The 18,885-nt window shown below is 45.7% G+C and carries 25 protein-coding genes; 24 read left to right on the forward strand and 1 reads right to left on the reverse strand.

Annotated features, from left to right (window positions below; all coding sequences use genetic code 11):
• Nucleotides 1–10: 10 nt before the first annotated feature.
• The 4 genes from AC2EXB_RS01035 to AC2EXB_RS01050 are packed head-to-tail and all read left to right on the forward strand — an operon-like array spanning nucleotide 11 to nucleotide 2,572.
• Nucleotides 11–967, forward strand: coding sequence for an MBL fold metallo-hydrolase (locus AC2EXB_RS01035; protein ID WP_483603051.1), 957 nt, complete (start codon nucleotides 11–13; stop codon nucleotides 965–967).
• Nucleotides 968–972: 5 nt separating this feature from the next.
• Nucleotides 973–1,458 carry a tetratricopeptide repeat protein gene (locus AC2EXB_RS01040; RefSeq protein ID WP_483603052.1) on the forward strand — a complete coding sequence of 162 codons (486 nt, stop codon included), beginning with the start codon at nucleotides 973–975 and terminating at the stop codon, nucleotides 1,456–1,458.
• A 27-nt stretch (nucleotides 1,459–1,485) separates the two neighbouring features.
• Nucleotides 1,486–2,037: an SF0329 family protein gene (locus tag AC2EXB_RS01045; RefSeq protein ID WP_483603053.1), complete on the forward strand. Its 552-nt coding sequence runs from the start codon at nucleotides 1,486–1,488 to the stop codon at nucleotides 2,035–2,037.
• The gene (locus tag AC2EXB_RS01050; RefSeq protein ID WP_483603054.1) at nucleotides 2,027–2,572 is read left to right on the forward strand and encodes an N-acetyltransferase family protein; all 546 of its coding nucleotides are present in this window, start codon (nucleotides 2,027–2,029) and stop codon (nucleotides 2,570–2,572) included. Before AC2EXB_RS01045 ends, AC2EXB_RS01050 begins: the two co-directional genes overlap by 11 nt.
• 52 nt (nucleotides 2,573–2,624) lie before the next feature.
• On the opposite strand, the gene AC2EXB_RS01055 is transcribed toward AC2EXB_RS01050, so the two are convergent.
• Nucleotides 2,625–5,048 (reverse strand): EAL domain-containing protein, encoded by a 2,424-nt coding sequence (locus AC2EXB_RS01055; protein WP_483603056.1) that lies wholly within the window; start codon nucleotides 5,046–5,048, stop codon nucleotides 2,625–2,627.
• Between the two features lie 309 nt (nucleotides 5,049–5,357).
• Between AC2EXB_RS01055 and fliW the strand changes: the two genes are divergently transcribed.
• From fliW to flgK, 20 genes are all read left to right on the forward strand, one after another.
• Nucleotides 5,358–5,804, forward strand: coding sequence for a flagellar assembly protein FliW (gene fliW / locus AC2EXB_RS01060; protein ID WP_483603058.1), 447 nt, complete (start codon nucleotides 5,358–5,360; stop codon nucleotides 5,802–5,804).
• Between the two features lie 3 nt (nucleotides 5,805–5,807).
• On the forward strand, nucleotides 5,808–6,029 hold the full coding sequence (gene csrA, locus AC2EXB_RS01065) for a carbon storage regulator CsrA (RefSeq protein WP_235197851.1): 222 nt from the start codon (nucleotides 5,808–5,810) through the stop codon (nucleotides 6,027–6,029).
• Nucleotides 6,030–6,060: 31 nt separating this feature from the next.
• Complete coding sequence (locus tag AC2EXB_RS01070) at nucleotides 6,061–6,216, forward strand: hypothetical protein (RefSeq protein ID WP_483603060.1); 156 nt, start codon at nucleotides 6,061–6,063, stop codon at nucleotides 6,214–6,216.
• Nucleotides 6,213–6,998, forward strand: a complete 786-nt coding sequence (locus AC2EXB_RS01075; RefSeq protein WP_483603062.1) for a flagellin N-terminal helical domain-containing protein — start codon at nucleotides 6,213–6,215, stop codon at nucleotides 6,996–6,998. The genes AC2EXB_RS01070 and AC2EXB_RS01075 overlap by 4 nt, the downstream gene beginning before the upstream one ends.
• A gap of 353 nt (nucleotides 6,999–7,351) precedes the next feature.
• Complete coding sequence (locus AC2EXB_RS01080) at nucleotides 7,352–7,453, forward strand: flagellin (RefSeq protein WP_483604698.1); 102 nt, start codon at nucleotides 7,352–7,354, stop codon at nucleotides 7,451–7,453.
• A 431-nt stretch (nucleotides 7,454–7,884) separates the two neighbouring features.
• Nucleotides 7,885–8,061: a YjfB family protein gene (locus AC2EXB_RS01085; RefSeq protein ID WP_483603064.1), complete on the forward strand. Its 177-nt coding sequence runs from the start codon at nucleotides 7,885–7,887 to the stop codon at nucleotides 8,059–8,061.
• Between the two features lie 74 nt (nucleotides 8,062–8,135).
• Nucleotides 8,136–8,363 (forward strand): DUF5320 domain-containing protein, encoded by a 228-nt coding sequence (locus AC2EXB_RS01090; protein ID WP_483603065.1) that lies wholly within the window; start codon nucleotides 8,136–8,138, stop codon nucleotides 8,361–8,363.
• 176 nt (nucleotides 8,364–8,539) lie between these two features.
• Nucleotides 8,540–10,039: a flagellin N-terminal helical domain-containing protein gene (locus AC2EXB_RS01095; protein WP_483603067.1), complete on the forward strand. Its 1,500-nt coding sequence runs from the start codon at nucleotides 8,540–8,542 to the stop codon at nucleotides 10,037–10,039.
• Nucleotides 10,040–10,311: 272 nt separating this feature from the next.
• The gene (locus tag AC2EXB_RS01100) at nucleotides 10,312–11,070 is read left to right on the forward strand and encodes a glucosaminidase domain-containing protein (RefSeq protein ID WP_483603069.1); all 759 of its coding nucleotides are present in this window, start codon (nucleotides 10,312–10,314) and stop codon (nucleotides 11,068–11,070) included.
• Nucleotides 11,071–11,227: 157 nt separating this feature from the next.
• Nucleotides 11,228–11,575: a flagellar protein FlaG gene (gene flaG / locus AC2EXB_RS01105; protein ID WP_483603070.1), complete on the forward strand. Its 348-nt coding sequence runs from the start codon at nucleotides 11,228–11,230 to the stop codon at nucleotides 11,573–11,575.
• A gap of 12 nt (nucleotides 11,576–11,587) precedes the next feature.
• Nucleotides 11,588–13,099 carry a flagellar filament capping protein FliD gene (gene fliD, locus AC2EXB_RS01110; protein WP_483603072.1) on the forward strand — a complete coding sequence of 504 codons (1,512 nt, stop codon included), beginning with the start codon at nucleotides 11,588–11,590 and terminating at the stop codon, nucleotides 13,097–13,099.
• Nucleotides 13,100–13,489: a flagellar protein FliT gene (fliT, locus tag AC2EXB_RS01115; RefSeq protein ID WP_483603074.1), complete on the forward strand. Its 390-nt coding sequence runs from the start codon at nucleotides 13,100–13,102 to the stop codon at nucleotides 13,487–13,489.
• A gap of 14 nt (nucleotides 13,490–13,503) precedes the next feature.
• On the forward strand, nucleotides 13,504–13,881 hold the full coding sequence (gene fliS, locus AC2EXB_RS01120) for a flagellar export chaperone FliS (RefSeq protein ID WP_483603076.1): 378 nt from the start codon (nucleotides 13,504–13,506) through the stop codon (nucleotides 13,879–13,881).
• Nucleotides 13,882–14,229: 348 nt separating this feature from the next.
• Nucleotides 14,230–15,027, forward strand: a complete 798-nt coding sequence (motA, locus tag AC2EXB_RS01125) for a flagellar motor stator protein MotA (protein ID WP_483603077.1) — start codon at nucleotides 14,230–14,232, stop codon at nucleotides 15,025–15,027.
• Complete coding sequence (gene motB, locus AC2EXB_RS01130) at nucleotides 15,017–15,790, forward strand: flagellar motor protein MotB (protein ID WP_251478121.1); 774 nt, start codon at nucleotides 15,017–15,019, stop codon at nucleotides 15,788–15,790. Before motA ends, motB begins: the two co-directional genes overlap by 11 nt.
• Before the next feature lie 17 nt (nucleotides 15,791–15,807).
• Nucleotides 15,808–16,233 carry a flagellar basal body-associated FliL family protein gene (locus AC2EXB_RS01135; RefSeq protein WP_483603079.1) on the forward strand — a complete coding sequence of 142 codons (426 nt, stop codon included), beginning with the start codon at nucleotides 15,808–15,810 and terminating at the stop codon, nucleotides 16,231–16,233.
• Between the two features lie 63 nt (nucleotides 16,234–16,296).
• Entirely contained in the window at nucleotides 16,297–16,731 is a 435-nt protein-coding gene (locus tag AC2EXB_RS01140; RefSeq protein ID WP_483603081.1) for a TIGR03826 family flagellar region protein, read from the forward strand.
• 20 nt (nucleotides 16,732–16,751) lie between these two features.
• Nucleotides 16,752–17,024: a flagellar biosynthesis anti-sigma factor FlgM gene (gene flgM / locus AC2EXB_RS01145; protein ID WP_235197863.1), complete on the forward strand. Its 273-nt coding sequence runs from the start codon at nucleotides 16,752–16,754 to the stop codon at nucleotides 17,022–17,024.
• Nucleotides 17,025–17,052: 28 nt separating this feature from the next.
• Nucleotides 17,053–17,538, forward strand: a complete 486-nt coding sequence (locus AC2EXB_RS01150; RefSeq protein ID WP_483603082.1) for a flagellar protein FlgN — start codon at nucleotides 17,053–17,055, stop codon at nucleotides 17,536–17,538.
• 24 nt (nucleotides 17,539–17,562) lie between these two features.
• Nucleotides 17,563–18,858 (forward strand): flagellar hook-associated protein FlgK, encoded by a 1,296-nt coding sequence (gene flgK, locus AC2EXB_RS01155; protein ID WP_483603084.1) that lies wholly within the window; start codon nucleotides 17,563–17,565, stop codon nucleotides 18,856–18,858.
• Nucleotides 18,859–18,885: the final 27 nt, after the last annotated feature.

Raw genomic sequence — 18,885 nt, forward strand, 5'->3', positions numbered from 1 at the left:
GAGAGGAATTATGGCGGAGTTAAGGGCAGAAACCGATTTTTTTCACTTATATGAAATGGCTGCAGGGGTATTTGCGGCGGTCGCGAAACCCGGCACCGGCGCTTGGAGCAACGCGGGAGTAGTGGATTTAGGAGAAGAGCTGTTGGTCTTCGATTCGTTCAGTACGCCTTCTGCGGCACAGGAGCTGCGAAATCAAGCAGAGAAACTGACCGGAAAAAAAGTGAAGCATCTTATTAACAGCCATTATCACGGCGACCACGTTTTTGGCAATCAAGTATTTGAAGATGCTGCCACCATTTCAACTTCATTGACCCGGCAGTTATTTGAAGAACAAAACGTTCTAAAGGAAATTGCCGTTGAACAAGCGGAAATGGCGCATTATCTTCTCAGTTTGGAACATCAAATCAAAGCGGCCGAAAATCCGGTGATCCGGGCGAGCCTCATCAATCAATCGGAAGAGATGGCAAGAGTGAAAGAAGAACTGCCGCACTTGAAAATGGTCTTGCCCACTGTTGCGTTTGAAGACAGCCGCATTTTCCAGGGCTCAAAACGGACGGTGGAACTGCATTGCCTGGGCGGAGCGCATACACCGAGCGATAGTTTTCTGTATCTCCCTGAAGAAAAAATCCTGTTTGCGGGCGACATCGTGACAGAAGCGTTGCATTTGCCTATCTACGACCCCGATGGCTTTTTGAAAACCTTAGAAGCATTAAAAACTTTCGAAATTGATGCGGTGCTGCCTGGCCATGGCGCGATCCACTCGGTGAAAATCATCGAAGCGATGCATGATTATCTCCTGCTGCTGAGTGATTCGGCGAAGCAAGCACACGATGAAAAAGTGGCTCTCGAGGAGTATGTAGCGGAATTTTTATTGCCGGAAGCTTACGCGAAATGGCGAGGGACGAATGGCATCCAGCGGAACTTGAAGACTGTCTATAATTTCTATGAGGCAAAAGAGAAGGAATGAATAGGATGGAAGAACAATTAAACCAAGCGATCCAGTTAAGAAATGAAGGCAAAACAAGGGAATCGAATAAGTTGCTGGTGGAATTAGCCGAGCAGTTTCCAAAAGATGCTTTGGTGAATTACCAGTGTGCCTGGAGCTTTGATGTATTGGGCGAAGAAGCGGAAGCTGTCCCTTACTACGAAAAGGCAATTGAATTGGGCTTGTCCGGAAAAGATCTGGAAGGGGCCATCATTGGCCTCGGAAGTACTTGGAGAACTTTAGGCGAGTATAAAAAATCGCAGAACGTCTTTTTGAATGGAATTGAACTTTTTCCGGAAAATCGAGCCATCCGTGTGTTTTATTCGATGACGCTCTATAATCTAAAACAGCATAGCCAAGCGATGGAAATCTTGCTTCGCTGTTTGGCTGAAACAACGAGTGACGAAGAAATTTCAAGCTATCAGAAAGCAATCGGCTTCTATGCAGGAGACTTGGACAAAGTGTGGAACTGAAATCCGAAATGATACAGGAGAAAACAAGTGTACAGTCCAAAATGGAGCAAAGCGAAAAAAAATTTGAAGAGCCTGACCTGTGAATCGCTCGCTGGACGAGTGGATTTCCAAGTCATCAACTACCGGAAAGCGCATGACGGGCTTGGGCGCGCCGTTATCACGGTGGACGGAAAAGAACTGCTCAGCATGTGCACCATTACAGCGGAGCGGGAAGAGTACGGAAAGGAATGGGCGCTGCGGCATTCGCAGGAATTCTATGCGTTTGATGATGTCGATGAGAATATCCGGATTCAGGACATCGCCCATCAATTGATCAAAAAAGAAGGCATCTACGGACAATACGATTTTTTCGATGCGCTTGAATCTTATTTCAACGCACCGATTTCCGAATCGCTGGCGTCGGAAAATCACATTATCCAAATCCTTAGCTTAATGGACCGGCGCGTGGGCAAGCGGACGTTGGTGAAAATGGAAAAAAGAATCGCGAATGAACCGGAATGGGTCCAGCGCATTTACAAGTTGAGATGCGAGGCGGAAGGCATTCGGCTAGAGAATGGAGATCCTGAATATGCGAATTAACAGCAAAGAATCAACCGTTCGCGGTTTAAGCTATACAATCCGTTCTGCTGAAATTCAGGATGCTGACCAATTATCAGAAGTAAGGCTTCAAGTTGACGGGGAAACCGAAAACATGGACCGGGAAAAAGGCGAAGCGTATATAGACCGCGCCGGATTTGAAAAGATTATTGAAGAAGACACGCAAGCACCCAATCATTTATTTCTCGTGGCAGAAGTTGACGGGGCGATTGTCGGCTTTTCAAGATGCGAAGGCAATTCGCTTAAGCGGACTGCGCATAAAGTGGAATTCGGTGTTTGTGTGCTGCAGGCCTACTGGGGATACGGCATCGGAGGCGCGCTTTTAAGCGAAACACTCGACTGGGTAGACGCGGCCGGCATCAAGAAAGTGGTCTTGACGGTCCTCGAAACGAATGAAAAAGCGATAAAGCTCTACGAAAAGCATGGGTTCAACGTAGAAGGAATCCTCCGGCAAGACAAGCTTTTATCCGATGGAAACTATTACAATACCGTAGTAATGGGCAGAATCAGCATTTGAATAAAAAGAAAAAGGCTCTCGAGACATTCCGTCTCAATAGCCTTTTCCTATGCTATACCCCGGCAGGCGCCGGGTCTCCGTACAATCTCAAAATATCTTCTGCCGGCAGCGGACGGTTGAAGTAATAGCCCTGTGCCTGGTCGCATTGACGTTCTTTCAGGAAATCCAATTGTTCGTTCGTCTCCACGCCTTCCGCAATAACATTCAACTCCAAGTTATGCGCCATGCGGATAATCGTATCGACAAGCGCTGCGTCTTTCACATCAACATGGATGTTGCGCGTAAAATACTGGTCGATCTTCAAGGTGTTGATCGGGAACAGCTTCAAATAGCTAAGTGACGAATAGCCGGTTCCAAAATCATCGATCGACAAATGGATGCCCATCGCTTTCAGTTCCATCATCGTCGCAACCGCACTCGTGGATCCTTGAATGATGCTTTCGGTCAGTTCGAGTTCCAAATACTTCGGTTCAAGGCCGGAGTCGGTAAGGGCGCTGTGGACTAAGTCGCTAAGATTCGTCTGCGAGAACTGGCGCGACGAAATATTGATGGCCACCCGGAACTTCGGCAATCCCGCATCTTGCCAGGCTTTATTCTGCAGGCAGGCATTCCGCATAACAAATTCGCCGAGCTGGATGATCGTGCCGGTTTCTTCCGCAATCGGGATAAATTCGCCTGGGGAAATCGGTCCCATATGCGGGTGCACCCAGCGGACGAGCGCTTCGACGCCGATGATCGAACCTGTTTTGATGTCGATCTGCGGCTGGTAGTTGATCGTAAACTCGCCGCGGTCCAAGCCTTTCCGGAGGCCGATGGCGATTTTCGAACGGCGGGACACTTCTTCGTTCATGTCTTTTGTGAAGAACTGGTAATTGTTTTTGCCTTCCTCTTTTACCCGGTACAAGGCAAGATCGGCGTTTTTGATCAACGTCTCCGCGTCCTGCCCGTCTGTCGGGTAAAGGCTGATGCCAATCGACGGCGTGATGAACACTTCCTCGCCGTTAAATTGGAACGGCTCGTTAAAGCAGTCGAGGACTTGCTGGGCAAATTCCGCCGCTTTGCTGGAATCGGTCTGCGGCAATAAAAGAATGAATTCGTCGCCGCCGAGGCGGGAAATAGTATCCCGTTCCGCGGCGTGCTTTTTCAGACGCTCCGTCACTTCAATCAATAATTGATCTCCGGTGGCATGTCCGAATGTATCATTGACCAATTTAAAATGGTCGATATCCAAATACAGCAAGGAGAACCGCTGCTGGTTTTCAGCGGCACGGGACAACATGGAGGCGAGCCGGTCATTGAACAAGCGGCGGTTCGGCAAGCCGGTCAATGGATCCAAGTAGACGAGGCTGCTGATTTTCTCGTCGGCGAGTTTGCGTTCCGTGATGTCGCGGATGATGCTGCTGAAAAATACCCCGTCTTCCGTTTCCCACGTGCCAAGCGAAATCTCGATCGGGAACACGCTGCCGTCTTTTCGCAAGCCTTCAAGCTCCAGCGTTTTGCCGATGACGTGCGGTGTCCGGGACTGGTAGAAGCGGTCCATGCCGGCTTGGTGCTTTTCGCGGTAATGCGGCGGGATGATCAGATCCAGCTTTTCGCCGATCATGTCTTTCGCTGCATGGCCGAAAATGCGCTCAGCGCCTTTATTCCATTGGCTGATGCTGCCGGTATGGTCGGCCACGATGATCGCATCGTTGGCCGATTCGATGACCGACTGGAATTTCAACTCCGATTCATCCGACTGCGCGGCAATTCGGCGGTCGATGCGGACGCTGTTGTAAGCGAGGCTCAAAATCAGCATCGCCCCAAGCCCGACCGCGTAGCCGAGCAGTGTGCCATTGATGGACGAAGCGCCGGTATGCACGTGATTTTCCACCGGCGTAAACGTTGCAGCGGCCATCCCGGTATAATGCATACCCGCTACCGCAAAGCCCATCAAAATTGCACTGCCGAATTTGCCCCAGTGGAAATTGGATAAACCGCGCAAACGGAATAATAAGTAAAGCGCCGCAAGCGACGTAGCGAAAGCGATTAAGGCAGACAAAGCGAAAAGAAACGGATCATACTGGATATCCGCGCCCATCTGCATCGCTTCCATGCCGATATAATGCATTGAAATGATGCCGAGCCCGATAAAGAACGCTCCGACAAGCAGCCGTTTCCACGAATTCGACGGTCGGCTGATGATGCGGAAAGCTACCCAGCAGGAAGCGAGCGCCGGCAGGATTGACAAGATAACAATCGGTACGCTGTAGCTGACTTCCATCGACGTATGGAAAGCGAGCATGGCGATGAAATGCATCGCCCAAATACCGAGCCCCATGACGATGGCACCGGACAAGATCCAGCGTTTCTTCAAGCCTTGCTTGGATATAGCGAGGCGGCTGCTGATGTCGAGGGCGACGAACGCGGAAAACATCGCGACAAAGATGGAAAGAATGACGAGCGGCCAATTATAAGTGAATGAAATAGGTTCCATGATTACACAACTCTTTCTCGGTTAATGATAAGGGATTCTCAAAAAGGTGATTTATGGTAAAATTACGAGAATAACCGGATGATACTTTATTGGAATAAAGCGAATTTCCTACTGTCTTAGGAGATAGCTCTATTAAGATAGCACATGACTAGTCTTTTTTCACTAGTTTTAAGCAGAAAATTGTAAAGATTTTATAAATGTTTAAACATTTAGGGCATAAGATATGTCTTGAAGCTTCAAGAATATCGGTTAAGCTAATAAGAGAACCTACTCATTTTATGTAATGGAACAGACAGAAAGGGGCCAATCATGAAAATCCAAACACGCCAATTCGGCGAAATTGAACTCACGGACGACCGCGTCCTAACATTTGCAAAAGGAATTCCAGGCTTTGAAGAAATGAAAAAATACGTTTTGCTGCCGGCAGACGAAAGCAGCGACTCGCCATTCTTTTTCCTGCAGTCGATCGAATCGGCAGAACTCAGCTTTTTCCTCGTCGATCCGTTTTCATTCTTCCCGGAATACGACATCAAACTCGCGGAGCAATTGGTGGAGCGGCTGGAACTGGAAGAACCGACAGACGCCATCGTCTTAACAACCGTTTCCGTTACCGGCGATATGAAAGATGCGACGACGAACTTGAAAGGTCCGCTCGTCATTAACAATAGGAAGAAACTCGGCATGCAAATTGTCTTGGATAACAAAACCTACCAGATCAAACAGCGTTTATTCCAGACTGAACAAGGGCAGGTGTAAGCGATGCTCGTACTTGGCAGAAAAAAAGGCGAATCGATTGTCGTCGACGACAATATCGAAATCACGGTCACGGCAATTGAAGGGGACATGGTCCGGCTCGGCATCAACGCGCCGAAGCACATCACCATCCACCGGAAAGAAGTGTATTTGGAGATTCAGGAAGAAAATAAGCAAGCGACATCGAATGTGATTAATATCAGTGATTTTTTGAAGATGAAGAAGTGAGGAGAGACCTGCAGAGATGCAGGCTTTTTTGATGGAAGAAAAGAAAATGGAAAAACTTTATAAAAAACTTTTAAAAAACGCTAAACATTTCGAAACGACCTCCGATATAAATACTGTAAGGCAGTCCAAACGGATTTGGGCGCTTGCAAAAAACAAAAAAACATTACACGGAGGTAATACAAAATGATTATCAATCACAATATCACAGCTTTAAACACTCACCGTCAATTGGGTTCTGCAACGAATGCTCAAGCAAGCAGCATGGAGAAATTGTCTTCTGGAATGCGTATTAACAGCGCGAAAGATGATGCAGCTGGTCTATCGATTTCCGAAAAAATGCGTGGACAGATTCGTGGTTTAGAACAAGCTTCAGCGAATGCTCAAGATGGCATTTCATTAATGCAAACAGCTGAAGGTGCATTGAATGAAGTTCATTCAATTCTTCAACGCCAACGTGAACTTGTAGTTCAAGCTGGTAATGAAGGTACGCTGCAAACTGATGATTTAAAAGCTATTCAAGACGAAATTAAGTCTTTAAATGATGAGCTTACTGGAATTTCTGAACGTACAGAGTTCAACGGCAAGAAATTGTTGGACGGAACATTCGATGCACAGTTCCAAATCGGAGCGAATACTGGTCAAAAATTAGATTTAACAATTACATCTGCTGCTACTAAAGGATTTTCATCTAGTGATTTAGGGGTGGGTGCTTTGGTTACTCCAGGTGCGAATCCAGGTGATGCTGCTACTGTTGATGCCACTAAAGGTATCCAGGCAACTGGAACTTCATTTGATGCAGATGTCGCTCTAGTCGATGCTGCAATTAAAAATGTTTCTGCAGCACGTTCTAACCTTGGTGCGAACCAAAACCGTTTAGATCACACTATCAATAACTTGAATAACTCAGCTGAAAACTTAACGTCTGCGGAATCACGTATCCGCGACGTTGATTATGCCGAAGCCGCGTAAGCGAGCAAAGGTACAGTCGTCCTGGCCGGTAACAGCCAGAGATTACGATCGGGTGAATTGCTGGAAACCCCTTATAGCTTTTATTGCCACAACGCAGCTGAAAACGGCAGACGTGACGGCTTGAAAAAATAAAAGATTGGGCAATCAGCAGCCAAGCTCCTGTCTCGAAAGAGTGGAGAAGGTTCAACGACTAGGATAGACCATCTAAGGCGAAAGCTATGGTGATGAAATCCGTAGGTGACACAGTGTACATCAGCACTGATCGATCCGAAGTGCCCGGCCCCTACTAATTAGAGGGTGAAGATATAGTCTAGTCATTTATGAAAGTAAATGTTCGCACGATGGCGAAAGAAATGATGGAACAAACTAAGAACTCGATTCTTTCACAAGCAGCACAAGCAATGTTGGCTCAATCCAATCAACTTCCTCAAGCAGTTTTGCAACTGTTGAGATAATTGATTCTAGGGCGTCTAACCGGGTAACGGGTTAGAGTATAACTGGGTGAATTGCTGGAACTTCCTAAAGCCTCATCAACCACAGCGTAACTGGAAACGGTCGGCGTCACGGTTTAAAAATGATGAGGATGCACCAATGGATAATCAGCAGCCAAGCTCCTGTGAGGAAACTTTGGAGAAGGTTCAACGACTAGGATAGACCGTCTAAGGCAGATGCTATGACGATGAAATCCGTAGGGTGGCAAGCGCCATTCGAAGTGCCCAGCCCCTTAGAGATTTAAGGGTGAAGATATAGTCTATTCTATGATCGAAAGACATAGCGGCAAAGCAAGCCAACCAACAGCCACAAGCTGTTCTTCAATTACTACGTTAATCTTGATGAAAAACGGGAGCCTAGAAATAGGCTCCTTTTTCTATAAGGAGGATTTCAAATGGATATCGCAGCTTTATCAATGGCGTTGAGCCAGATGAATGTACGGCAAGAAGCAAGTATTTCAGTTATGAAGAAGTCGATGGACCAAGCAGAAGTGAATGGCGATAGCGTAGTAAAGATGCTAGAGCAATCTGTTCAGCCGCATCTTGGCGGGTCGGTGGATTTGAAAGGGTAAGTTTTTAATGAAATGAGCAGCCACAAAATATCTGTGACTGCTCATTTTAATTTTGTGAAAAGGAGAATAGGATAATGAAAGAACAAAAAGAAATTCTGGAGCGGCAACTTCAATGGACAAAAAAGCAAATCGAAGTTTTAGATGATCTGGAGGAAAAGCTGCAAGAAATGAAAAAGATAGCCGAGTATGCTACCGGCAACGACTTGTCATTAAGTGAAAGAGAAGAATTAAATATCGAATTAGAGAAGTTGAAAAATGAATATGACTTCCTCGAAAAACATCGGTATATACAACTTCAATGAATGTTAGAAATGGATTGAATAATTTTGATTTCCCTCTAATCTCCTCATTTATAAACAGCGTGAAATAACCTCTATTGGACTTTATAAAACTCCTTACCTTAAATGAGCCCCTCTACTAAAATTTATTGAATTGGTTAAAAACTGATGAATTGGAAAAAAATGTTGATATAATATAAATGAATAAATTTTGGAGGAATAAAAAATTGATTATTAACCATAATATTTCAGGGTTAAAAGCTATGAGGAATTTAAATGCCAACGAAAAAATGAATGTTAAAAGTATAGAGAAACTCTCATCTGGTATGCGTATTAATCAAGCGGGGGATGATGCATCCGGTTCGGCAATTTCTGAAAAGATGAGAGCCCAAGTAAGAGGCTTACAGCAAGCACAAAGAAATATCCAAGATGGGATATCCTTGATTCAAACAGCAGAAAGTGGTTTAGCCAAAATCATTGATCCGAATATGCAGAGGTTAAGAGAACTTTCTGTTCAAGCTTCAAACGGTACACTTACAGCTAATGATAGAGAGGCAATCCAACAAGAAGTTAATCAAATATTAAAAGGTATTAATGATATTGCTAATAATACTGAATTTAATGGGATTAATTTATTGAACGTCCCAGGGATAGATAGTGTTACGCCTCCTGAAACTATAAAAGGAAGCTCGGATATCATTTTTATTATAGACAGAACAGGAAGTATGAAATCAGAAATTGTACGTGTAGAAGCGAATATTCAAGATTTTGCCTCCACTCTGCAATCCAAAGGTATAGATATAAGACTTGGTTTAGTGACATATGGTGACATAGTCCCTTCAATGGGAGGCGATCCGATCAATACGGTTCCATTTACAAATAATGTAGATGAATTTAAAAAGAGTCTTTCAAATATAGGCGGCAGTATTGCAGGAGGCGTGGATAGAGAAGAGTCTGGATTAGAAGGCATTCATGTGGCGTTAGGTCAGTCGTTTCGATTAGAGGCTTCTAAACAATTTATCCTTGTCACGGACGCGCCGGTACATGACAATAAAACGGCAGCAGATCCCGACGGGGGAGATGGCCTTTCCATTTATGATATCGATGACACTGCATTCGAAATGAAAGAGCGAGGAATAAAAATGACTGTAGTAGGACCTAAGAGTGAAAGCGATAGAGCCAATGAACAACTTAAGCGGCTTTCCGGACCTACTGGAGGAAGATATTTAGAAATAGAAGGAAACTTTTCAACTCAACTCCAAGACTTAGCTATAGATATTGTAAAAGATTCTTTAAAAGAAGAAAATACAGACCTTTATTTACAAGTTGGTGCTAATTCAGGTGAAGTTTTTAAAGTAGATTTAACCGATGTGAGGACAACTGCATTGGGAATCGACAACATGAAAGTGGATCCCTGGGAAGAAGCCCAGAAATCAATTAGTAAAATAGATGAAGCTATCCGACAAATAACGGGCGAACGCTCTAAATTTGGTGCTTATCAAAATTCTTTAGAACATATTAATAATAATGTAATGAATTTTGAAGAGAACTTGGCAGCTGCTGAATCACGTATAAGAGACGTGGATATGGCAAAAGAAGTAATGAATCAAACTAAAAGCTCGATTTTAAGTCAAGCTGCTCAAGCGATGTTGGCTCAAGCGAACAAAGCTCCGCAACAAGTGCTTGAATTACTGCGTTAAATTGAAGAATTATAAGTGAAGCTTCTTCATTGGACTGATTGACATTTATAGTATCTTTGAAACAATAGTCTTATAAGAAAGAACATTCACTCCTGCAAGAAGCATTGCAAAGACATGCCCGATTTTTTGTGGGAGTTTTCTTCTGACATCCAAAGCGGTTCCAGAAAATAAATTTTTACATTATTATTGCCACAATTATCCTATTCTTTTTTCCTCCATTATCCTATACAATAAACGTGCATTCATTTAAGCAAAAGGTGGGAACCCTCGAAATGACCGGTCCAGTTTCTTCAAATTGGTTTTATTACATGACTATGGCTTCTATGGCGCAAGCAGCGCCTTCGATAAATCAGACAAATGCGGCATCGCCAATGGGTGGCATGCCGAACGATAATTCGCTGTTCATGATGATTTTGAATGCGGCAATACAGAATATGCAGCCGGCTTCAACAGAACAGACGATGCAAATGCCAACTCAATTACTTCCACAGACGAATGGTTCATTTACGCCGATTCAAGTGACAATCAAACCGCTTGAATCGGAAACAGCACCGACTGCTAAGAATACGGCTTCGCCGATCGATACGAGAGCCATTCCAACAAGTCCGCAAGATACGAGCGACTTTGGTTTCAAACCTGTGCAGTTCATTAAGCTCGAGAATACGCTTGAAGGAAAACTCAGCGGCGCAGCGAATCATTTCATCAATGCTGGGAAGAAATACGATATCAATCCAAATCTTCTTTCAGCAATTGCGATTCATGAAACCGGCAACGGATCGTCAAACGCCGTCAACCAAAAGAACAATGTTGCCGGCATGATGGGCAAGAACGGCCTCCGCAGCTACGACTCGATCGAAGACAGCATTTTCGATATGGCACGGAACTTGCGGAAGAATTACTTGAATCAAGGAAAAGACACCATCGCAGCCATTGGCGCGAAATACGCTCCAGTGGGTGCAACGAACGATCCGACTGGACTCAACAACCATTGGACACAAGGCGTCAGCAAGCAATTCAATAACTTAGCTTGAGTTAAGGCCGGTTCCTCCGTGAATCGGTTTTATTTTTTTGCAGAAATCCGTTAAAAAATGATTTTGTTTGCCGATAACTACTATAGATAGGTGACGGTTCGAGCTCGCATTCGGGACTCGACCAAACCGCTAATTGAACGGTAAGGGAGAGGTAACCATGGAAGTGAAGCAGCCGCCTGTAGTTTATATTCCGATAAAGACAGCTGAAGCAGCAGTTGTACCCGCTGTTCAGCCGAAAGAAAAAACAGTAGAACTCGAAGCTGATAAAACGACAAACGTTACAAAAGAAAAGCTCATTGAAAAAGTGGAAGGCATGAACGACTTCCTTGAGCCGACGAATACATCTGTTAAATTCCAATTCCATGACGAACTGGGCGAGTATTACGTTCAAGTCATCGATACGATCACCGACGAATTGATCAAAGAAATCCCGAATAAGAAATTCCTCGATATGTATGCCTCGATGGCTGAATTCGCAGGATTGCTAGTAGACGAAAAACTGTAAGGAGTGAACCTCATGCGTATTGGTGGATTAGCATCTGGAATCGACACGGATTCCTTAGTAAAAGAAATGATGGCTGCACAAAAATTGCCGCAGGATAAATTAACACAGCAAAAGACGTTCACGGAATGGCAGAAAGACGCTTACCGTGACGTAAACTTATCGCTATCAAACTTGCGGACACTGGCAAGCGATATGCGTCTTCAAAGTTCGTTCAATTCATACAGCTCGACCGCTACAGGAAGTAGTGTGACGCCCGAAACAACTGCACTGTCGGTCAGCGGTTCTTATAAAGTAGAAGTAATTAGCTTAGCAGCGGGTGCAAAGATTAACTCAGCGGCGCCGATTAAATTAGATCCAACCTCGACTGTTTCAGCAACATCCACAGATAAAATTGGTGTAGCTGGTTTCGTTAAGATTAATGGTTTGCCGGAAATTGAAATTAAAGCAGATATGACATATGCCGATGTAGCTAAAAAAATTCAGGATGAAACGGCTGGAAAGATTCCAGAACTCCGGATGAGTTTTGATAACACAACTTCAAGCTTCTTCATCTCTACGAAAGGGATGGGAGCGAACCAGAATTTCACAATGGATTTTCTGGATGCAGACAAAACAACGGCCAATACGGCATTAGCCAAGCAAATCATCAATAATGGTACACAAACTTCATTTGATACAGCTTCTACATCTACAAACACTTTTATGAAATCTGCCACAAATGGTTCGGTAAAGTTCGACGGCATTACTGTCGATAATCTGACATCCAATAAAACAACAATTAATGGATTAACTTTGAATCTTGTAGAGACGGGTACTTCGACCATCACCGTCCAAGCAGATCCAACCAAAACTTTCGATAAAATCAAAGGCTTTATTGATAAATACAATGAAACGATCAAAGAAATCGAAAAGCAGCTAGTCGAAAAACGCTATCCGGATTTCCAGCCGCTTTCTGCAGAACAAAAGAAAGAAATGACAGACAACGAAATTGAATTGTGGGAAGAGAAAGCGCGCAGCGGCTTGCTTCGGAACGATCCAATTTTAAGAAGTGCCATCCAGGAATTGCGCCAGTCGTTTACAAGTCCGGTTGCGGGCATGCCTGCAGGCAGCATCAACATGCTGTCGCAAATCGGCATCAATACCGGAACATGGTCGGAAGGCGGAAAGCTTTTCATTGATGAAGATAAATTGAAAAAAGCCTTAACAGATAAACCGGATCAAGTGATGGCGCTATTCACGAACCGGGTTGATGATAAAAACGTCGGCGTTGGCGGACGTGTTTACGATGCTTTGAATAATGTCGTGAAAAAATTGAGCGATAAGGCGGGAAGCCCGACAAGCCTGGTCGACAACAGCCAAATCACAAAATACATCAAGCAGATGGACGAAGAGATCAGCCGCTGGCAGACACGTTTAGAGAAAATCGAAGACCGCTACTGGAAGCAGTTCACGGCGATGGAAAAAGCCATCAGCCAGATGAACTCGCAAAGTTCATGGATTTCACAAAGTTTAGGAATGATGTAAATGGACAAACAGCATGAAAGTTTGCAGGAGCTTCTGGAACTGACGGAAGCGATCCTCGCAAAAGCGAAAACAATCGGTTCCAAAATGGACGATAACCAGACGGAAGACTTGGTGGAAGTCCAGATTTTATTCGACAGGCGGCAAGCAGTGATTGACCGCATGGAAGCTTCGAAAAACGGAGCGGAGTTCAACTGGTCCGTTGAAGGCAAAGAAATGGTGAAGAGCTTACAAGCAGCGGAGCTCGAATTGAATCCGCTCATGAACAGCCTGCACCAAGCATTCACAAGCCAGATGAACCGCATCAACCAAACGAAACAGATGTCGAAGAAATACCGCGGCGCTTACCAAAGCACGCCGGCGGACGGGACGTTTTTAGATATACGGAAGTAAGAGGGGGAACGACGATGGCAACGATTAATCCTTATCAGGCGTATCAGCAAAACTCGGTGATGACGGCATCTCCGCAGGAATTGACCTTGATGCTTTATAACGGCAGTCTGAAATTCATGAAACTCGCGAAAAAGGCGATGGCGGATAACAATTTCCAGGAAAAGAACACCAACATCATCAAAGCGCAGAACATCACGCAGGAACTGCGCGTGACCTTGGATCCGGATGCGGAGATTTCGAAGAACATGGAACAATTATATGAATACATGTACACCCGCTTGATCGAAGCGAATACGAAAAATGACGTGGGGATTCTGGAAGAAGTCGAAGGCTTGATGGTCGAGCTTCGCGACACATGGAAACAGGTTATGGGGCTTGTGAAGAACGGCTGATTTAAGTAAATCGAATAAAAATAATCCTTTATAACCGCGCCGGTCGCTTTGGGCATGACTCCCGCAATAAGCCAAGAAGAACACTCGTCTTATTGCTTCGTCTAGCCCTTGGACGCGCCGGCGCTAAGAAATTTCTTGATATGGAGGAAAACAGCGGAGACTCCCGTGGGATAGCGAAGTGCCGAAGCTAGCGCAGCGATGCAGGAGCACAGGTTTTGAAAAGCGGAGCTGTTTTGCGGAATATCAGCTAGTATAACTAGTTAGTCTGACAGAAATAGAAAAAACTCAAAGGCAGGCACAGCAGGGGTAGAAAACATACTTTTTAACGAGTGAAATGAGGTTTTTGGTGTGGATAAGACATCATGGATAGGCGTAATACTTGGCTTTGTCGTATTGGTCGGCGGGATGATCCTCAAAGGATCAGACCCGGTCGCTTTATATAATCCGGCGGCGCTGGTCATCATCTTCGGCGGAACGATTGCCGCAGTGATGGTGGCGTTCCCGATGGAAGAATTGAAAAACGTGCCGGGACTGTTCAAAGTACTGTTCGGCGGCCCGAAAATCATTCCGATCAAGGAAATGATTCCAACATTCACGGAATGGGCATTGCTTGCACGAAAAGAAGGCTTACTCGCTTTGGAAGAGCGCGCAGAAGAAGTGGAAGATCCATTCTTGCAGCGCGGTTTGAAAATGGTCGTTGACGGCCAGCCGCAGGAATACATCCGCAGCCTCATGGAAGAGGAAATTGCGGCAATGGAAGAACGCCATGAAGTGGGCGCGAAGATTTTCTCGCAAGCGGGCACGTACGCACCGACGCTTGGAGTTTTGGGAGCGGTAATCGGCCTCGTTTCGGCACTTGGCCACTTGGACGATATTGCACTTCTTGGGAAGTCGATTTCAGCGGCATTTATTGCGACGCTGTTCGGGATTTTCACGGGTTACGTGCTTTGGCATCCATTTTCAAATAAGCTGAAACGCAAATCCGAACAGGAAGCGAAGATGAAAATGATTATGCTGGAAGGCTTGCTTGCCGTACAGGAAGGCTTGCCAGTCCGCACTGTAGAAGAGAAATTATTAACATACTTACCGGCGAAAGACCGTGTCTTGAAAGAACCGGAAAAAGTGGGTGGTCAGGTTGAAGCGTAAGAAAAAGCATGAAGATCATGTCGATGAGTCGTGGTTGATCCCTTACGCCGATATTTTGACGCTTCTTCTCGCACTGTTCATTGTTTTATTCGCTGCAAGTGAAGTGAACTCGCAGAAGTTCCAGGAAATCTCGCAGTCGTTCAATAAAGAATTGCAAGGCGGCACGGGCATCCTGGAAAACCAGGCGCCGGTTGAGACGCCGGACACGACGTCGAAACTAGCGGATCTCGGGGAAGATGAACCGGGAGACGATGAAGGGCCGAAAACGGCTGAAGAAATTGCGTTGGAGCAGGATTTTAAAGAGCTCGGAGAAGTACGCGAAAAGATTGAAGCGTACATCAAAGAAAAAGGGCTATCGACTAGGCTGGAGACGGAACTTACCGGAAAAGGCTTGCTTTTGACGATTAAAGAAGGCGTCTTGTATCCTTCCGGAAGCGCTGAAATTACCGAAAACGCTGAGAAAATGGCGGCTGAAATCGCTGAACTTTTGATCACCGATTTGCCGCGGAATATCTATATTGAAGGCCATACCGATAACGTGCCGGTCCAGACCGATGATTATCCGTCCAACTGGGAACTTAGTTCGGAGCGCGCCATCAATTTCATGAAGATCCTTCTTGAAAACGATAAGCTTGATCCGCGGACATTCAGTGCAACCGGCTACGGCGAGTACCGTCCGATCACATCAAACGATACAGCGGAAGGCCGTGCAGAAAACCGCCGCGTGGAAGTGTTGATTTCCCCGTACGGCGAAGAAATTTAACGAGATAGAGGTGCACCATGGGGAAAATGAAAGTGTTGGTTATTTTATTGATCGCGGTCGTGGTCCTTGGCGGGGGTGCGATGTATTATTTGAAGAGCACTACTGCTGAAGCGGAGACGGAAAAAAAGCTGTCGGCTGAAGAGTTGGTGGAAATGAGCATCGACACGGATATCATTACGACAAACTTGGCGACTGGCGAAAATTACGCCGTAGTCCAGTTCAATATCCAGCTGAACAGCAAGAAAGCGAAAGAAGCGACGGAAAAGCGCACAGCTGAAGTGCGGGCAGCGATCATTTCAACCGTAGCCGGATTCACGAAAGAAGAATTGGTCGGCAAAGAAGGCATCACGATGCTTGAGACGCAGCTGAAAACGAAGTTGAGCGAAACCATCACCGAAGGCAAAGTGGAGCGCGTGCTTGTGACTGAATTTAAATTGCAATAAAATTAAATTTAGGCTAAACATTTTGGCGGGGATGCCGATATAAATAATAGAAAGCACCAGGTGATGGATGTGCACTCAAATCAATTGGAAAATTGTGTACTTTGCGGCAGGCTTTATTTGAAATCCTACACTGATTTTTGCTTGGATTGCTACAAGGAAATCGAGGCGGATTTCAAGAAAGTCGATGCCTTCATAAAAGACGAAGTGAACCGCGATGCAACGCTCGAAGAGCTGAGCGAAGCGACGGATGTCTCGGAAAAGCGCATTGCCGATTTTATTCGCGACGGGCGCATTTACGGGGAGGATTTCCCGAACTTGGGTTACCCGTGTGCGCATTGTGGTACAGTGATAAAAAGGCAAGTGCTGTGCAATTCCTGCTACAAGGAGTTTTCATCGGAAATCAGCCGGACCTTGAAGCGGGACAAACTCGCAGACGAGATCGGCAGAAAGCCGCAGGAGCGGGCAGGGAAGTACTGGCAGGTCAAGCAGGAAAAATAAACGAACAGGGCGGTGAAGGAATGAATATCGATAAAACAAATGGTTCTTCCTTTATTCAATCTTATCAAAAACAGATGCAGGTCTCGCCGGTGGAGCGGTCAAAACCGATCCAGAAGGAAGACGAAGTGCAGATCTCAAACCGGGCAAAAGAGATGTTTGAGAAGAACACAGGGGTAGACATGGACAGACAAGAAAAAATCAATGCTTTGAAACTCCAGATCCAATCAGGCGAATACGAAGTCAACAGTTCGAAAGTGGCTGAAAGCGTCTTTGATTTCTGGTATGACAAGTAGAACGCTGCTTTAAAGAGGAGGGTGTCGAATGCTTACATCATTAGCCGCGACGCTAGAAGAATTAATCGGCATCCAGAAGCAGCTCCTGGACTTTGCGGAACAGAAACGGATTGTTTTGATCGAGCGCAAAGTCGATGAGCTGAATGGATTGGTAAAAGAGGAAGCGAAGCTTGTCAAACAGCTGAACCAGGCTGAAAACGGGCGCGAACAATTGGCGGAAGAACTTCGGCAAGAACATCCGGACCTGACGTTCAGTGAGTTTGTCGCACAGCTTCCGGACGAGATCATGAAAAAGAGATTGCAGACGCAGATCGAAACCTTGCAGGAATTACTGGTCGAACTGCAAGCGAAGAATAAAATCAACGAGCGGCTCCTGATCGATTCCATGAGCTTTGTACAGCACATGATCGATCAAGTCACGAAAACAAAACAGCAAAACTTCAACTACCAATCGCCAATGGGCCAACCAAAATTACAAACCGGCAACCGCGGCTTTTTCGATACAAAAGCTTAAATGTGCCAGAAAGCAGGGAATTACATGGTTTCAACATTTCATGGACTAGAGCTAGGAAAGCGCGGCTTATCTGTCGCCCAAACGAATATCACCACAACGGGCCACAATATTGCCAACGCCAACACAGAAGGCTATTCACGCCAAAAAGTGAACTCCAGCTCGACGCCGTCATTGGATATCTGGACAAATGGCCAAACCAGCCAGCTTGGAACCGGAGCTCAAGTTGACTCGATCATCCGTGTGAGAGACCGCTTTCTGGATGCGCAATACCGCGACCAATCATCAACGCTTGGCGAATGGACCGTGCGGCAGGAAACACTTGGCCGCCTAGAAGTCGCCATCAATGAACTGAGCACGACTGGCCTGAACGCCGCAATGGATGAGTTGAATGCCGCTTGGCAGAATGTACAAAACAACCCGAGCGACGCATCGGCTCAAGCCGTCTTGAAAGAACGCGCAGAAGCGTTTGTCGAAACGGCGCAGGCGATGAATAAATCGATGGGGAACATTACGGCGGATCTTAATTCGCAAAAAGATGCTGCGCTAGAAGAAGCTGGCAGCTTAATGAAGCAAATCGATCAGTTGAACGCGAGCATCAAGAAAAGCGGCAACTTGTCGAATGACTTGCAGGACAAGCGGGATGTATTGATCGGCAAGCTTTCGGAGATTGTGCCGGTGACCGTGAAGGAAATGAAAGACGGGACTGCGGAAGTTGAGCTTCCGAAAGATGTTTTCCAAGTAGATGCAGAAACTGGGGCACTGAAACTTAAAGGTCAAGTAAAGGAAGTAGACGGGGTTAAAGTGCCGGTTGAAATAGAAGTAGATGGCGTTAAAGTACCAGTTGAAGTCGAGGTTCCTGGCGGCAAGTTGGCTGGAATTCAGAAATCAATTACTTTAGCAGAAGGTTACCAAGCAGAGTTGGCAACGATAGTTAAGAACTTTGCTCAGGCAAACGGTATGGCTACGGATGACAGTAAATTGTTCAAAGCTGATGCAGCCTTCACAATTGATAGTCTTCAAGTCAATAAATCAGCTACAGTAACAATTGCAGATAAAGGTGACATAGAAAAAGTTCAAAAAGATTTCCGCGCACTTGTCAGCAAGCTCGGTGCGCAAAGCCAGACGGCGATGAACACCGTAGCAAATCATGAATCCGCATTGCTCGCAACCGACAACCGCCGCCAGTCAGTGGTTGGGGTTTCCATCGACGAGGAAATGGCGAACTTGATCATGTTCCAGCACGCATACAGTGCGGCTGCCCGTTTCATCACAACGACGGATGAAATGCTCGATACCATCATTAACCGCATGGCGAATTAATGTTTTAAGCAACGGAGGTAGATTGTA

This window comes from Planococcus alkaliphilus, assembly GCF_057031095.1.

Excerpts from the sequence above, each read along its gene's own strand:
- AC2EXB_RS01035 (WP_483603051.1), top strand. The coding sequence starts at position 11 with ATGGCGGAGTTAAGGGCAGAAACCGATTTTTTTCACTTATATGAAATG.
- AC2EXB_RS01040 (WP_483603052.1), top strand. The coding sequence starts at position 973 with ATGGAAGAACAATTAAACCAAGCGATCCAGTTAAGAAATGAAGGCAAA.
- AC2EXB_RS01050 (WP_483603054.1), top strand. The coding sequence starts at position 2,027 with ATGCGAATTAACAGCAAAGAATCAACCGTTCGCGGTTTAAGCTATACA.
- AC2EXB_RS01055 (WP_483603056.1), bottom strand. The coding sequence starts at position 5,048 with ATGGAACCTATTTCATTCACTTATAATTGGCCGCTCGTCATTCTTTCC.
- fliW (WP_483603058.1), top strand. The coding sequence starts at position 5,358 with ATGAAAATCCAAACACGCCAATTCGGCGAAATTGAACTCACGGACGAC.
- csrA (WP_235197851.1), top strand. The coding sequence starts at position 5,808 with ATGCTCGTACTTGGCAGAAAAAAAGGCGAATCGATTGTCGTCGACGAC.
- AC2EXB_RS01070 (WP_483603060.1), top strand. The coding sequence starts at position 6,061 with ATGGAAGAAAAGAAAATGGAAAAACTTTATAAAAAACTTTTAAAAAAC.
- AC2EXB_RS01075 (WP_483603062.1), top strand. The coding sequence starts at position 6,213 with ATGATTATCAATCACAATATCACAGCTTTAAACACTCACCGTCAATTG.
- AC2EXB_RS01080 (WP_483604698.1), top strand. The coding sequence starts at position 7,352 with ATGATGGAACAAACTAAGAACTCGATTCTTTCACAAGCAGCACAAGCA.
- AC2EXB_RS01085 (WP_483603064.1), top strand. The coding sequence starts at position 7,885 with ATGGATATCGCAGCTTTATCAATGGCGTTGAGCCAGATGAATGTACGG.
- AC2EXB_RS01090 (WP_483603065.1), top strand. The coding sequence starts at position 8,136 with ATGAAAGAACAAAAAGAAATTCTGGAGCGGCAACTTCAATGGACAAAA.
- AC2EXB_RS01095 (WP_483603067.1), top strand. The coding sequence starts at position 8,540 with ATGAATAAATTTTGGAGGAATAAAAAATTGATTATTAACCATAATATT.
- AC2EXB_RS01100 (WP_483603069.1), top strand. The coding sequence starts at position 10,312 with ATGACCGGTCCAGTTTCTTCAAATTGGTTTTATTACATGACTATGGCT.
- flaG (WP_483603070.1), top strand. The coding sequence starts at position 11,228 with ATGGAAGTGAAGCAGCCGCCTGTAGTTTATATTCCGATAAAGACAGCT.
- fliD (WP_483603072.1), top strand. The coding sequence starts at position 11,588 with ATGCGTATTGGTGGATTAGCATCTGGAATCGACACGGATTCCTTAGTA.
- fliT (WP_483603074.1), top strand. The coding sequence starts at position 13,100 with ATGGACAAACAGCATGAAAGTTTGCAGGAGCTTCTGGAACTGACGGAA.
- fliS (WP_483603076.1), top strand. The coding sequence starts at position 13,504 with ATGGCAACGATTAATCCTTATCAGGCGTATCAGCAAAACTCGGTGATG.
- AC2EXB_RS01135 (WP_483603079.1), top strand. The coding sequence starts at position 15,808 with ATGGGGAAAATGAAAGTGTTGGTTATTTTATTGATCGCGGTCGTGGTC.
- AC2EXB_RS01140 (WP_483603081.1), top strand. The coding sequence starts at position 16,297 with ATGGATGTGCACTCAAATCAATTGGAAAATTGTGTACTTTGCGGCAGG.
- flgM (WP_235197863.1), top strand. The coding sequence starts at position 16,752 with ATGAATATCGATAAAACAAATGGTTCTTCCTTTATTCAATCTTATCAA.
- AC2EXB_RS01150 (WP_483603082.1), top strand. The coding sequence starts at position 17,053 with ATGCTTACATCATTAGCCGCGACGCTAGAAGAATTAATCGGCATCCAG.
- flgK (WP_483603084.1), top strand. The coding sequence starts at position 17,563 with ATGGTTTCAACATTTCATGGACTAGAGCTAGGAAAGCGCGGCTTATCT.